Source organism: Vreelandella janggokensis, from assembly GCF_031451615.1.
In the GTDB taxonomy this organism is placed as follows: domain Bacteria; phylum Pseudomonadota; class Gammaproteobacteria; order Pseudomonadales; family Halomonadaceae; genus Vreelandella; species Vreelandella janggokensis.
In genome coordinates this window covers 677009-690400 of the sequence record NZ_JARWAJ010000001.1, presented here as the reverse complement: position 1 = coordinate 690400, position 13392 = coordinate 677009, and the positions used below count along the sequence as shown (strand labels likewise).

Annotated in this window: 15 protein-coding genes and 1 pseudogene; 12 read left to right on the top strand and 4 right to left on the bottom strand. The window is 55.4% G+C overall.

Going from position 1 to position 13392, the window contains the following annotated elements; genetic code table 11:
• Positions 1-4 precede the first annotated feature (4 nt).
• Entirely contained in the window at positions 5-508 is a 504-nt protein-coding gene (gene lspA / locus QC816_RS03230) for a signal peptidase II (protein WP_253026803.1), read from the bottom strand.
• A complete protein-coding gene (locus QC816_RS03225) occupies positions 505-2691 on the bottom strand; it encodes a heavy metal translocating P-type ATPase (protein WP_309766713.1) in 2187 nt (728 codons plus the stop codon). The genes lspA and QC816_RS03225 overlap by 4 nt, the downstream gene beginning before the upstream one ends.
• An 86-nt stretch (positions 2692-2777) precedes the next feature.
• Here QC816_RS03225 and QC816_RS03220 point away from each other — a divergent pair, with 86 nt between their 5' ends.
• Positions 2778-3236: a MerR family transcriptional regulator gene (locus QC816_RS03220; protein ID WP_253026807.1), complete on the top strand. Its 459-nt coding sequence runs from the start codon at positions 2778-2780 to the stop codon at positions 3234-3236.
• 28 nt (positions 3237-3264) lie between these two features.
• On the opposite strand, the gene QC816_RS03215 is transcribed toward QC816_RS03220, so the two are convergent.
• Positions 3265-4059, bottom strand: a complete 795-nt coding sequence (locus QC816_RS03215) for a ZIP family metal transporter (RefSeq protein WP_309780918.1) — start codon at positions 4057-4059, stop codon at positions 3265-3267.
• Positions 4060-4110: 51 nt separating this feature from the next.
• Here QC816_RS03215 and tnpA point away from each other — a divergent pair, with 51 nt between their 5' ends.
• From tnpA to tnpC, 3 genes and pseudogenes are all read left to right on the top strand, one after another.
• Positions 4111-4488, top strand: coding sequence for an IS66-like element accessory protein TnpA (tnpA, locus tag QC816_RS03210; RefSeq protein WP_309766707.1), 378 nt, complete (start codon positions 4111-4113; stop codon positions 4486-4488).
• Positions 4485-4820 (top strand): IS66 family insertion sequence element accessory protein TnpB, encoded by a 336-nt coding sequence (tnpB, locus tag QC816_RS03205; RefSeq protein ID WP_309780917.1) that lies wholly within the window; start codon positions 4485-4487, stop codon positions 4818-4820. Before tnpA ends, tnpB begins: the two co-directional genes overlap by 4 nt.
• Before the next feature lie 75 nt (positions 4821-4895).
• A pseudogene (gene tnpC, locus QC816_RS03200) lies at positions 4896-6434 on the top strand (IS66 family transposase); the annotation flags it as partial.
• Between the two features lie 162 nt (positions 6435-6596).
• Here the strand turns inward: tnpC and QC816_RS03195 are convergent.
• Positions 6597-7061 (bottom strand): hypothetical protein, encoded by a 465-nt coding sequence (locus QC816_RS03195; protein WP_309766703.1) that lies wholly within the window; start codon positions 7059-7061, stop codon positions 6597-6599.
• Between the two features lie 165 nt (positions 7062-7226).
• On the opposite strand from QC816_RS03195, the gene QC816_RS03190 reads away from it, so the two are divergent.
• From QC816_RS03190 to QC816_RS03155, 8 genes are all read left to right on the top strand, one after another.
• Positions 7227-8123, top strand: a complete 897-nt coding sequence (locus QC816_RS03190) for a cation efflux transmembrane domain-containing protein (RefSeq protein ID WP_309766701.1) — start codon at positions 7227-7229, stop codon at positions 8121-8123.
• Between the two features lie 64 nt (positions 8124-8187).
• Positions 8188-8538: a DUF3703 domain-containing protein gene (locus QC816_RS03185; protein ID WP_309766699.1), complete on the top strand. Its 351-nt coding sequence runs from the start codon at positions 8188-8190 to the stop codon at positions 8536-8538.
• Between the two features lie 105 nt (positions 8539-8643).
• Positions 8644-9564, top strand: a complete 921-nt coding sequence (locus QC816_RS03180) for a cation diffusion facilitator family transporter (RefSeq protein WP_309766698.1) — start codon at positions 8644-8646, stop codon at positions 9562-9564.
• Between the two features lie 14 nt (positions 9565-9578).
• A complete protein-coding gene (locus QC816_RS03175) occupies positions 9579-10040 on the top strand; it encodes a hypothetical protein (protein WP_309766696.1) in 462 nt (153 codons plus the stop codon).
• Positions 10041-10061: 21 nt separating this feature from the next.
• A complete protein-coding gene (locus QC816_RS03170) occupies positions 10062-11021 on the top strand; it encodes an arsenic resistance protein (RefSeq protein WP_309766694.1) in 960 nt (319 codons plus the stop codon).
• Between the two features lie 190 nt (positions 11022-11211).
• Positions 11212-11703, top strand: a complete 492-nt coding sequence (locus QC816_RS03165) for a DsbA family protein (protein WP_479694311.1) — start codon at positions 11212-11214, stop codon at positions 11701-11703.
• Positions 11704-11725: 22 nt separating this feature from the next.
• Positions 11726-12568, top strand: coding sequence for a cytochrome c oxidase assembly protein (locus QC816_RS03160; RefSeq protein WP_309766691.1), 843 nt, complete (start codon positions 11726-11728; stop codon positions 12566-12568).
• Positions 12565-13185, top strand: coding sequence for an SCO family protein (locus tag QC816_RS03155; RefSeq protein ID WP_309766689.1), 621 nt, complete (start codon positions 12565-12567; stop codon positions 13183-13185). Before QC816_RS03160 ends, QC816_RS03155 begins: the two co-directional genes overlap by 4 nt.
• Positions 13186-13392: the final 207 nt, after the last annotated feature.

The window sequence follows — 13392 nt, the reverse complement described above, 5'->3', positions numbered from 1 at the left end:
ACCGTTATTCAGCGCGCTTAAAAGCAGGACTTTCACGCCATAACGCCACTGCGAACATCAATACACCTGCAAACAGCGCGATATCGGCCATGTTAAAGGCGGGCCAATGCCATTCGCCCCAGTAAACGTCCAGGTAGTCGACGACGTACCCACGCGCTAAGCGATCAACGGTATTACCGAGTGCGCCGCCAAGAATCAGACTGTACGCACAGGCTTCCAAGCGCGGCTTGGGTTTGCATAGCTGCACGAGCAATACGACGACCACCACCAACGCTAAACCAAGAAAGAGGTAGCGCTGCCAACCACCTGCCTCCGCGAGAAAGCTGAAAGCGGCCCCTGTATTACCGGTGTAAACCCAGTTAAAAAACGGTGTTAGCGGAATGACTTGGCCAAACGACATCTGGGCATGCACGATTTCTTTGACCAGTTGATCGGATAGAGCCAACACGCAAGCAAATGTGAACCATGGCCAACGTCGTGAAGGGCTGTCGTGTTGCGCTGTACTCATGACGTTGTTTGTCCTTGTGACAGGCCTGTCAATGCGGTACTGGGCGAAAAGCGATAACCCAGCAGTCGCATGGCGTTCAACGTCACCAGGACGGTAGCACCGGTATCGGCCATCACCGCAATCCACATACCGGTAATACCCAGAGCTGTGGTGACCAGGAAAATGGCTTTTAAGCCAAGGGCGAGAACAACGTTGGTTTTCACATTGCGTAGCGTGGCACGAGATAGGTCTATCAGCTCAGCGATGCCGGTAACGCGGTTCTTGAGCAAGGCTGCATCGGCGGTTTCCAACGCCACATCCGTGCCGCCACCCATCGCGATACCCACATCGGCTGCCGCGAGTGCCGGTGCATCGTTGATGCCATCGCCTACTTTACCGATGGGGCCACAACCTGTCGCTTGCCAGTCTCGAACATACGCTGCCTTGTCTTCAGGCATTAGTTCGCCGTACGCTTCAATGCCTAAGCGCCCCCCAGTGGCAGCGACGGTGCGGGCATTATCACCGCTGAGCATGACCGCCTGTACGCCTAAACGGGATAGCGCCGCTAGGCCTTCAAGGGCATCTTCGCGTGGCTCATCGCGAACAGCGATCAAGCCCAACAAACGCTCGCCTTCGACGAGGAGAGCGAGGCTCTTACCGGCTTCTTCTAACGCGATAATCCGAGCACTGAGACTTTCCTCCAGGATGACTTTCTCGTGAAGGTGACGAGGCGTCATTAAGCTCAGCTCGCGACCCTCCACCTGGCCTGAGACACCGCGCCCCGCCAGAGCGCGGCTGCCGATGGCGGTGGGGAGGTTTAGGCCCGATTGTCGAGCATGCTCAACGATAGCCGTGGCGATAGGGTGACTGGAATCTCGCTCTATCGCGGCGGCGAGCCGCAATACGCTGTTATCGTCTTCCTCAGCGATCCAAGACTCCACATCTGTGACTCTTGGAGTACCCGCAGTGAGGGTGCCCGTTTTATCTAATGCCACCAAGCGAAGCCTACCTAACTGTTCAAGAACGGCTCCCCCTTTGATCAATAGGCCGCGCCGAGCGCCCGCCGAGAGGCCTGCGGCGATGGCGGCTGGGGTGGAAATGACTAACGCGCAGGGGCATGCGATTAACAGCAATGCTAACGCACGATAAATCGACTCCGACCATGCCATGGTCGATACCAGCGGTGGCACTATCGCCATCAGGAGGGCGAGTAAGACGACGGCGGGCATATAGTAATACGCAAAACGATCAATAAAGCGTGCTATCGGTGCCTTGGCGGCCTGTGCTTCTTCAACCAGGCGAATAACGCGTGCGATCGTATTGTCATCAGCGCCTCGTGTTACCTCCACCTCCAGGGCGGCATCAAGATTCACTGTGCCAGCAAAAATGTCATCACCAGGCGCTCGCGAACGGGGTATGGACTCGCCGTTTACTGGCGACTCGTCAATGTCGGAGGTGCCCACCAGGATGCGTCCATCGCAGGGAACGCGATCACCGGGCCGCACCAGCACACGCTGACCGGGTTTAAGTGACTCCGCCGAGACGTCACGCAGATGGCCATTGTCCATCAGCCTCGCCGTTGAGGGTGTTAAATTTGCCAAGGCTGAGATACTGCGGCGCGCCCGTGACGCAGCTACCCCTTCGAGTAGCTCACCTACGGCGAACAAGAACACGACCATCGCAGCTTCAGCAGCAGCATCGATAGCCAATGCACCAAGCGCAGCGATGCACATCAGCATTTCGATGGTAAAGGGATTGCGCATCTTGAGGGCGCCCCAGGCACTCTGCGCAATGGGTATTAAGCCGACCAGCGTGGCCAAAATGAAAGGCATATTACCCAGCGCAGGCCATGCTAAACGAAGCGCGAAGGCTACGATCAGCAGATTGCCTGTGATAATGACCAAGCGCCCTTTAGCGGTTTGCCACCAAGAGGATGAAGCACCAGATGCGCGTGTTTGGCCATCAGGGGAAGTCACTTGATAGCCTAGTTCGTTCAGGATGCCCTCAATGGTCTGTTGCGAGGGGCCTCCATGATCGCGCTGGTGAATCTTCACCGATCCCGTGACGGAGCTTGCCGTGACTTCCTCAATGCCGTCCAGCCGCTCTAGCGCCGACACAACCTTGCGCTCACAACCGCCGCAGTCCATGCCTTCAACACGCAGCGTCAAGACGGTAGGCGCTGTTGTCGGCGTTGATGTTTTCATGGTGCCTCTCCTCCCAATGGGCTATGGTTTTGAAGTGTAAACCTTGTAGCAACTACAGCTTCAAGCCCTGCGTAAGGAGTTTTACCATGTCGATGATGGGGCAAAGTATCAGCATTGGTGAGTTAGCACGACGAGCCGATTGCAAACCTGAAACGGTTCGCTATTACGAGCGTATTGGGCTGTTGCGCGATGCGACACGAACCGGCGGAGGACAGCGCCGCTATGGAGACGACGCTGTGCGGCGCTTGACCTTTATTCGTCATGCCCGAGACTTTGGCTTTTCGGTAGAGTCAGTGCGAGAGCTTTTGGCCATGTCAGATCAACCTGATATGCCTTGCCAAGAAGTCGATGCCATCGCCACGCATCACCTAAAGAAAGTGGAGTCCCGCCTTCAACGACTGTCCGCACTGCGTGAGGAGCTTCAACGGATGGTCACGCAGTGTGCCGGTGGCAAAGTGGAAAGCTGTCGAATCATCGAGGTCATCAGTGATCATCAGCTCTGTATCACTGAAAACTCACATGGAGGGGCTCACGACTTGAGTTAGAACTAACGCTACGCCCCACGCCCAATGCTTAGCCCAGCGAGACATCCAAAAACAGCATGAGTACCAATCCGATGGAGAGGCCCAGCGTGGCCTTTTTTTGGTGCCCGCTCCGATGAGTTTCGGGAATAATTTCATGACTGATCACATACAACATCGCCCCCGCCGCAAAGGCCAACCCCCAGGGCAGTAGCGCTTGTGACATGCTGACGACCCCAGCGCCTAATAAGCCACCCAACGGCTCAACAAGCCCCGTAAGGGCAGCAATCGTCCATGACCGCCAACGTGAATAGCCCACGCTTAGCAGTGATACTGCTACGGCCAGTCCTTCTGGGGCATTCTGTAGTCCAATGCCAATCGCTAGCGGCATGCCTCCTTCGCTTCCCCCTGCGCCGAAGGCCACGCCAACGGCCAGCCCTTCTGGCAGGTTGTGTATCGTAATGGCAATAATAAACAACCAGATACGACGTAGTGAGGCGGCCTCCGGCCCTTCTCGACCCTGTTCGAAGTGTTCATGAGGTAAGAGCTCGTTCAGTAGTGCGACCGTTCCAATCCCTAGCAAAATGGCCGCACAGGCAATGGCAGCAGGCACAACGCTACCTCCATAACGCAGTTCCGAGGCTTCTAAGGAGGGTATGATCAGTGAGAAGAAAGAGGCCGCTAGCATGACGCCAGCGGCGAATCCCAACGCTAAATCGCGAACACCACGATCCGGTGTTTTGGTAAACAAGACGGGAAGCGCACCGACAGCCGTCATCAAGCCCGCCGTAAGGCTTGCCAATACCCCCATGGTGAGTAACCGTCCGGTAAACCCACCTTGCGCCATGCGCTGCCAACGTCAGGATAGTGTCCACTTATTTTCTAGTGGACACTTAACATGAACGAATTAAGCGCAACCAAACCCTATCAGCGCCGTCGCCGGTTTTCTCGGGAGTTCAAAGCCCAGATCGTAGCCCAATGCCTGGAGCCCGGCGCATCTGTCTCCCGGATTTTCTTGGATAACGGCCTTAACGCCAATATGGCCCGGCGCTGGATCCAAGAGGCGCAGCAGGCGAATAAAGCACCTTCAAAAAGGACAGAGTTCGTGCCGGTCAACTTGCCGACAGTACCTCCGGCGCTTGACAATGAATCAGTCCCTGATAAGCGTAGCACCATCCGCATCGAGGTTCCCCGCGCCGGTGGCGCGGTTGTGGTGGAATGGCCTGCGGAGCAAGCTCATCAGTGTGCTGCTCTGTTGCGGGACCTGCTGGGATGATCCGCATTGAGGAGATCTGGCTGGCCACCGAACCGCTGGATATGCGAGCCGGGCCAGACAAAGCTCTGGCTCGGGTGATTCAAGTGTTTGGTTCGGCCAGGCCCCATTGTGCCTATCTGTTCGCCAACAAACGGGGCAACCGGATGAAGGTGCTTATCCACGATGGCCTCGGCATCTGGCTGTGTGCCCGTAGGCTGAACCGGGGCAAGTTCCACTGGGGCGAATCTTGGCGCGGTGACCAACTGCGCCTGACAGAGGAACAGTTATCCGCCCCGGTTCAGGGCCTGCCCTGGCAGCGCCTTGGTGCGGAAGGCATCATCTCCATCCTGTAACCACAAGTGCCGTGATGCCGCTATAGCCAGAACCGCGAATCGCTTGCGGCTCATGGGCTTGGCATACTAAGCGGCATGACTCTGCGCCCCGATATCAACCAACTCTCTGCCGATCAGCTCCGTGCCCTGGCGACGGAACTGATGGACTCATTGGACGCCAAAGATCAAGTCTTGGACCGGAAGGACCGGGCGTTGGTGCGCAGCAATGCCATCATTGAGAAGCTGACCCAAGAAGTCGCCATCCTCAAGCGTCACAAGTACGCCCGTCGCAGTGAACAACTCGATGCGGTTCAGGGGAAACTGTTGGACGAACTGATCGACAGCGACCTGGCCGCCATCGAAGCCGAGCTGGACCAGGCGGTGACCGAGGAAGAGAAGGCCTCTCGGCGCAAGCAGCAACCCAAGCGCACCCCACTACCGCCAGAACTCCCCCGCACCCTGATCCACCACGAACCGGACGATTTCCAGTGCCAGTGCGGCTGCCAGCTCAAGCGCATCGGTGAGGATGTCAGCGAGAAGCTGGATTACGTGCCGGGCGAATTCACCGTCGAGCGCCACATCCGCGGTAAATGGGCCTGCGACCAATGCGAAACCCTGATCCAGGCACCGGTACCACCGCAGGTGATCGACAAGGGTATCCCCACCGCCGGTCTGTTGGCTCAGGTGCTGGTGGCCAAGTACGCCGACCATCTGCCGCTGTACCGCCAGGAACGCATCTTCGGTCGAGCCGGTCTGGAAATCCCACGCTCTACTCTGGCCGAATGGATCGGTGCCTGCGGTGTGCAGTTGCAGCCCCTGGTGGATGCGCTGAGAAACACCTTGCTGGAACACAACGTTCTGCATGCCGATGAAACCCCGGTCAGCATGCTGGCTCCGGGCAAGAAGAAAACCCACAAGGCCTACGTCTGGGCTTACTGCACCACGCCGTTCTCGGACCTGAAAGCCACCGTTTACGACTTCGCTCCCAGCCGGGCGGGCGAACACTCCCGCACCTTCCTGGGTGACTGGCAGGGGAAGCTGGTGTGTGATGATTATGCTGGTTACAAGGCCGGGTTCGGCAACGGCATCACCGAGATCGGCTGTATGGCCCATGCCCGGCGCAAGTTCTACGACCTGCACGAAGCTAACAAGAGCGAACTGGCAGCCAAGGCGCTGGAATACATCGGCGGACTTTACGAAATCGAACGGGAAACCAAGGACCTGCCGCCGGATAAGCGCCGGGAAATCCGACAAACCAGAGCCAAACCACTTGCTGACGCACTGCATCAGTGGATGCTGGCGCATCGACAGAAGGTGCCGGATGGTTCCGGCACGGCCAAAGCCCTGGATTACAGCCTCAAACGCTGGGAAGCACTGACGCGCTACCTGGACGATGGCGCTGTGCCCATCGACAACAACTGGGTGGAAAACCAGATCCGACCCTGGGCGCTGGGACGCAGCAACTGGCTGTTCGCCGGATCACTGCGCAGTGGCCAGCGTGCTGCCGCTGTGATGACATTGATCCAGTCAGCCAAGCTGAACGGACATGATCCCTATGCTTACCTGAAGGATGTGCTGACCCGCCTGCCGACGCAGAAAAACAACGCTATCGCCGAGCTGTTGCCCCACAACTGGAGGCTGGGCGAATCTAACAAGAATCAGGATTACGTGGCAGACGGTATCTCCCTGGAATCGGAAGCCTGCGGTGAATTGCTTTGCTACTAAATTCGGTGACCACCTTAACGGTCACCTGCAACGGAATGAGCTGTTACACAGAACTATTTGAAGGCTTCCCGATTACTGTACGTTTAAATTTTTCTGGTATTGCAGCATTTGCTCCATCATCAGCTGCATTTGATCCATGCGCTCTTGCATCATCTGAATCTGTTTTTCGGTAGTCAAACCATCGCCATTTTTTGGTTGACCGCCATTCATCATGTGCTGACCGCCCATCATGCCGCTTTGTCCCTGCATCATGCCGGGTCCCATCATGCCGCGATGCATAAAATTCATTTGCTCTTGCATCGCCTCCCTGTGTTCTCGCATCAATCGTTGCCGCTCCTGCGGTGAAGCTTCATCAGGTATGCGTTGCATGAGCTGGTTCATATGGGACCAGTTCTGGTGCATCTGCTGCATTTGCTCCTGATCCATCATCATGCCAGGACCATGCCCTTGCCAGGGGCCTTGGTCACCATGCGCCAGTACCAAGGCTGGAAAAACCAATAGCGCAGCGGTTGCTGCGAGCCCTTTAAATGAAATCATATAGTTATCCCCCGAAAATGAAATGCCCACTCCATTGCACTTATCATTGTAGATCTTTATTCAGATAAACGCCGATCTTTACGACTAGAGTAAACTAGCCATTGACCCTGTAGTAACTACAGGGTTTTAAATTGCACCATTTGTACAAGACCCGGAGCCGAGAAAATGCGCAACGCCTGTGACGGACAGTGTGGCAGTGAGGAAACTGGCACAGATAATTACACTCAGAACCCCATCGTCACCACGCCGGGAGCCCAGATCAGCACCTACAAAGTGCCAAAAATGGATTGCCCCTCAGAAGAGCGAATGATTCGAATGGCGCTCACGGGCTTTGACAACATTCAGTCACTCTCATTCGACCTATCGAATCGAAAGCTGGAAATTATTCATCAGGGCGAAACCGGACCCATTACCAGCAAGTTGGAAGCCCTGGGGCTGGGCGCTTCCTTGCAGAAGTCAGAAGAGGCCAGCGCTGAATCCGTTAGAGCGGCTGAGTCGTCTAATGCCAACGAAACCGAGGAATCCGGCACTTTATGGATACTGCTGGCAATCAACGGCCTGATGTTTCTGGTCGAGATGACGATGGGCCTGATCGCCCAGTCCGCTGGCCTGATTGCAGACTCGCTAGACATGCTTGCCGATGCCGCCGTCTACGGTCTCGCACTTTACGCCGTTGGGCACGGCATCAAAATGCAGGTCAGAGCGGCCCATGTGGCAGGCATCCTCCAGCTTATCCTTGCCGCTGGGGTATTGGTTGAAGTTAGCAGACGTTTTCTGTTCGGCAGTGATCCTCAGTCGTTAATGATGATGGCCGTCGCCTCTGTTGCTCTCATTGCGAATATCAGTTGCCTGCTCCTGATCGCAAAACACCGTGAAGGCGGTGCTCACATGAAAGCCAGCTGGATATTTTCAGCTAACGATGTGGTCATCAATCTGGGGGTTATCCTCGCAGGGCTTCTTGTCGCCTGGACCGGCTCCAACTACCCGGATCTGGTTATTGGCGGCATTGTTGGTGGCATCGTCTTGATGGGTGCCAAACGCATACTCGCACTGAAAGGCTGAACCTTTCGGGGGCAGGCGGTCGATTATCGGCTTGCCGTTGCCAATCTACGGGGAGTAAACATCAATGCACAGTGAACTGAAGCCATCCTATCTTGCGGAGCTTGAGGCGGCACGCAGGGCGGAAGGCGCGGGCGATTTCCAGACAGCCTTCACCCATCTGGAACGTGCCCATATCCTCAGCCAGAAATATGCTCTGGCGCACGCTGCAACCCACTTACGGATGCTCAGACTGGGTTGGCGAACAAGAGACGTCCGTGAAGTGCTGGGGCAGTTGACCCGAACCATTGCCGCCCTGATCTTTTCCCGAATTTGGGTTCCGGTCGGAAATACCGGTCGCGCAAACGTCAGCGCGTTTGCACCCATGCCGGTGCCCGAAGACTTGGCAGAGATACTGGGAAAAACGCGCGGTCAGTAGGGTTGCTCACACCGTACCGAAGAATCAGCGGCTCCCTTGACCCTATAGTTGCTACAGGGTTCATAACTAGACCAACATCGTTGTTGATCATTGATAGAGGAAAAAATGCACGATCACAGTCACGGTCACGACCACAGTCATCATTTCGACACCCATAACCGCTCCTTTGCGATTGCTGTGTTCCTCAACATCCTGTTCGTCGTCATCGAAGCGGTGTACGGGGTCATATCCGGCTCTCTCGCCCTGCTTGCTGATGCCGGCCACAACCTAAGCGATGTCATGGGGTTGATCATGGCCTGGGCAGCGAGTTGGCTGGCCAGCAAAGCGGCAACCAACGCCAAGACCTATGGCCTGAAGAAAACCACTATTCTAGCGGCCCTGTTTAACGCTCTGATTCTGATCGCCGCTGTCGGTGGTATTACCTGGGAAGCCATTCAGCGCCTGACAGATCCTGCCGACGTCGCCGGGCTGACCGTCGTGATCGTGGCTGGCATTGGCGTATTGATCAACGGCGCAACCATGATGCTCTTTCTCAACGGGCAAAAAGGTGACATCAATATCCGTGGCGCTTTCTTGCATATGGCCGCAGATACCGCAGTGTCGGTAGGCGTCGTGATCTCCGGCACGATACTGATGTTCACCAACCTGACCTGGATTGATCCGATTGTGAGCCTGGTTATTGCCGTTGTGATCTTTGTGGGCACCTGGCAGTTGCTGAAGGACTCCGTAAACCTGGCAGTGGATGCTGTCCCAAAGGGAATTGATCCTTCGGCTGTTCATGAGCGTCTTGAAAGTTTGCCCGGCGTACAATCGGCCCATCATCTTCACATCTGGGCACTGAGTACTACTGAAAATGCGCTGACCGTTCATCTGGTGAAACCGGACCCTGGGAGTGACGATCAGGTGATCAGTGAGGCTACGGAGATGCTGAACAAGCATTTTGGCATTCAGCATACGACCATCCAGTGGGAGCGTGGTGATGAACAATGCCCTAACACTGGCCACTGCGGGACGCAGGCTCACTAAAAAGGCATGAGAGCGTGAAACTGACACTGGCAACTACCTTTCCAGCGCCCGCTGATCACGTCTGGGCGCTGGTCAAACAAAGCAGTACGCTGCTGTTTGTTTGCAAGGGTCTTCTGGGTTTCGAGCGCTCAGAGCATTTTCCTCAAGAATGGCGAGAGGGAAACAGAGAAGTCACACGCTTAATGTTTTTTGGCTACATCCCGGCGTGGAAGCACACACTGACGTTTACAAGGATTGACGACGAACAGCGAATTCTTGCGACTGAGGAAGGCGGGGGGCTGGTTCCGGTCTGGAACCACGTCATTCAGGTTGCCCCGGATGGAAGCAAGGCCTGCACCTACAGTGATGAGGTGAACATAAAGGCAGGAATATTCACGATAGTGGTGTGGCTCTACGCTCACATTTTCTACCGGTATCGCCAGCATCGCTGGCGCACCTTACTGCGAGAGATCGCACATCATCCATCTGATTCTTGAATCAACAAGGCCACAAACTCCATGCGGGAAATGATCGAACGCCACCAGGTCTGGGCCTACCTCATCGCTGTTGTTCTCGGCCTGGTTGTGGGCTGGACTTCTTCCCTCGGCGACAGAGTGCCGGATGGCGTGATCTGGGCCTTACTCGGGGTTCTGCTCTACGCCACGTTTACTCAAACACCGTTGACTCACCTGTCTGATGTGTTCCGGGATCGTCGGTTCATGGGGGCCCTGCTGACCGGCAATTTTCTGATTATGCCGGCGATTACCGCTTTGCTGGTATTGGCACTGCCAGACAATGACGCGCTGAAGCTGGGGGTGCTTCTGGTATTGCTGATGCCCTGTACCGACTGGTTTGTCACCTTCACCCATCTTGGCAAGGGGGACAGCACCCGAGCCATTGCGGCAACGCCGGTTCTGTTAATTGCTCAGTTGGCGCTTCTGCCACTTTACCTCTGGTTTTTCCTGGGCAATCAGTTCGATGTAAATCTGGAGATTGGGCGACACCTTCTGCCAGCTTTTGCCGGGCTGATTATTGTCCCGCTTATCCTGGCATTTCGGACTGAAAAATGGGCCGAAAAGTCCGAAAAAGCGACCGGATTGATTCGCTCGATGGGTCTGATGCCGGCCCCCCTGCTGACTGTCGTGCTGTTCATCATCTCAATGACACAGGTCAGTCAGATCGACAGTACCGGCGCTCTCATCTGGCCCTTGATGATAGTGTTCCCGGCTTATCTGCTTGCGGCGGCCCTGGTCGGAAAAGTTCTACGGCGGGTCTATCGATTACCGGTAGCAACCGGACGCACCGTCATCTTCAGCCTTGGAACGCGTAACTCCTTCGTCGTGTTACCTTTGGCACTGTCACTGCCAGAGGCTTGGGCTGCGGCCGTCGTGGTGATTGTCGTGCAGTCTTTGGTGGAACTGTTTGGAATGATGTTTTATCTGAGGTGGGTGCCCGACCGGCTGCTACCAAATATCTGAAAATCTGCCACTCGTTAAATTCATCTAAAATAGGAAGATCCTGCGTGCTTACCCGAAACCTGGTCATAACTCTCGTTCTTTTTTGTCTGGTTGCCTTTGCTGCCGCTTTTGTATTTTACGACCGCTCTCAGGGCACTGATCAACCGCCGTTGTTGAAAAAACGCCCCTTGTAAGAGATTACTCTCCCGTTATCGGCCCTGAGGATGCGCCGGTGACCATTGTCGAGTTCTTCGACCCATCCTGCGAAGGCTGTCGCGCCATGTACCCCTATGTAAAACAGATTATGGCGGCTTACCCGGACAAAGTGCGCCTCGTATTACGCTACGTGCTGTTTCATAAAGGCTCGGAAGAGGCCGTCAGAATCCTGGAAACCGCCCGTGAACAGGGGGTCTATGAGCCGGTACTGGACGCTGTTATGGAAGCACAACCGAAATGGCACGATGATCCAAAGGTCGCCGCAGCATGGGATGCGGCGGAGTCAGCCGGACTTGATGTCGAAGCCGCTCGGGCCGGTATGAACTCACCCGAGATTGACGGCATTATTCAACAGGATGCTGCGGACGTTAAGGCGGTTGGAATTTCCGGAACCCCAACATTCTACGTTAACGGAGACACCTTGAGCCGCCTGGGGCCTCAGGAACTGTACGACCTGGTGACATCCAAGGTAGAGTCACTGAAATAACAACAAAACAACCGGCAACGCTATGTCACTGCTTGACTACCTTTTACCCTACGATTTCTCGCCGCTGACCATACTCAGCTACATGCTCGTGATGGGATTCTATGGCGTCGGGCTAATTCGGATGCCGAAACAGGACCGGCCAGGCTCACTGCGGATCTTTGCGTTCACCCTGGGGGTACTGATCTGTTATGCGGTGATGCAGACCCGCTTCGATTACTACGCACAATACATGTTCTTCGTCCATCGGGGTCAGCACCTGATTCTTCATCATATCGGTCCGATCCTGATCGCCCTGTCCAACCCTTTACCGGTGATGCGGTTCTGGTTCGCAAAAATCAGCCCGGGCTGGAGGCATACATTGAGTCCTCTGGGCTGGGTCTATAACGTTCTGCAACAGCCTTTTATCGCCCTTTTCCTGTTTGTCGGGCTTATCTATTTCTGGCTGTGGCCATCAATCCATTTTGACGCCATGCTCAGCCGGGATCTGTATTGGGTCATGAACTGGAGCATGTTGCTGGATGGCCTGCTGTTCTGGTGGTTGATCTTTGATCCAAGACCGCCGGCGATCACCTCATCGCTGGGATATGGCAAACGCATGTTGATCCTGGCTGTGGCCGGTGTACTTCAGATGATACTGGGAGCGTGGATCGTGTTCTCGCGAGACATGGTCTACGACGTTTACGAGGTGTGTGGCCGCGCCTGGCCTCTGGACCCCGAGGTTGACCAATTCCTCGGCGGCCTTTTGACCTACATTCCCCCGGCTATGATGAGCATTATCGGGATTCTGCTTATCCTCCGTCGTGCCATGCACCAGGACGGGAAATACACGAATCATTCCAGAAATCTTGAGGGAAAGGCATCATGAGCGCTCGTTTCTGGCGGCAACGCACCAAGGCCTTACCGTCCATTTCAGTGTTGGTCATGTCGATGCTTCTTACTGGTTGCTTTGGTAACGATGAGGACTGGCATGGGAAAAACATCAGCGGCCTGATGCCCGAGCTGGAATTCGATTTGATGAACAGTCAGGGCGAGCCGGTGTCTGGCAGTGATTACGACGGCCGCGTGCGCATGCTGTTTTTTGGGTTCACCTCGTGCCCCGATGTTTGCCCGACCGCCCTGCAAAAACTCAATCAGGTAACCAGCAGCCTGGCCCCTGAACTTCAAGATGAGGTGCTAACTCTGTTCGTGAGTGTCGATCCGCAACGTGACACACCTGAGCGCCTGGCAAACTACGTAGATTTTTTCGGCGACAACATTGTGGGGCTCACCGGAACCGAACCTCAGCTTCGCGAGCTGGCCAAACGCTATCGGACAACCTTTGGTTATGACGAACCTGGCCCCGACGGAAATTATGCGGTGTCACACAGCAGCGCGATCTATGTGTTTGATCGTGACGGCAGCGCCCGCTTATTAATTCGACCTGGTCTTAAGGCTGAAGAGATCAGACATGATCTCGTTGCTCTTATTCAGGAGGATTCCTGAGTTAATGACGTTCGCTATCGGAAGGTAATCCCCAGTTGCTGGGCCATTACGGCAGTAGCGCTTGGATCAAGATGGGATTGCCGTACGCTTACCATGGTGACGAGAGAAACCTCTTCCATACCGATTACCTGTGTTGTGATAGATGAGTGATTACACGACCCGGGTTCCATAACGAGGCAAACACAAGTTCACGATGCTAATGATCCA

Bases quoted from the DNA above. Each gene is read 5' to 3' on its own strand.
- QC816_RS03180 (WP_309766698.1), top strand. From the start codon at position 8,644: ATGCACGATCACAGTCACGGTCACGACCACAGTCATCATTTCGACACC.
- QC816_RS03195 (WP_309766703.1), bottom strand. From the start codon at position 7,061: ATGATTTCATTTAAAGGGCTCGCAGCAACCGCTGCGCTATTGGTTTTT.
- QC816_RS03185 (WP_309766699.1), top strand. From the start codon at position 8,188: ATGCACAGTGAACTGAAGCCATCCTATCTTGCGGAGCTTGAGGCGGCA.
- QC816_RS03215 (WP_309780918.1), bottom strand. From the start codon at position 4,059: ATGGCGCAAGGTGGGTTTACCGGACGGTTACTCACCATGGGGGTATTG.
- QC816_RS03190 (WP_309766701.1), top strand. From the start codon at position 7,227: ATGCGCAACGCCTGTGACGGACAGTGTGGCAGTGAGGAAACTGGCACA.
- QC816_RS03160 (WP_309766691.1), top strand. From the start codon at position 11,726: ATGTCACTGCTTGACTACCTTTTACCCTACGATTTCTCGCCGCTGACC.
- tnpA (WP_309766707.1), top strand. From the start codon at position 4,111: ATGAACGAATTAAGCGCAACCAAACCCTATCAGCGCCGTCGCCGGTTT.
- QC816_RS03220 (WP_253026807.1), top strand. From the start codon at position 2,778: ATGTCGATGATGGGGCAAAGTATCAGCATTGGTGAGTTAGCACGACGA.
- lspA (WP_253026803.1), bottom strand. From the start codon at position 508: ATGAGTACAGCGCAACACGACAGCCCTTCACGACGTTGGCCATGGTTC.
- QC816_RS03155 (WP_309766689.1), top strand. From the start codon at position 12,565: ATGAGCGCTCGTTTCTGGCGGCAACGCACCAAGGCCTTACCGTCCATT.
- QC816_RS03170 (WP_309766694.1), top strand. From the start codon at position 10,062: ATGCGGGAAATGATCGAACGCCACCAGGTCTGGGCCTACCTCATCGCT.
- tnpB (WP_309780917.1), top strand. From the start codon at position 4,485: ATGATCCGCATTGAGGAGATCTGGCTGGCCACCGAACCGCTGGATATG.
- QC816_RS03225 (WP_309766713.1), bottom strand. From the start codon at position 2,691: ATGAAAACATCAACGCCGACAACAGCGCCTACCGTCTTGACGCTGCGT.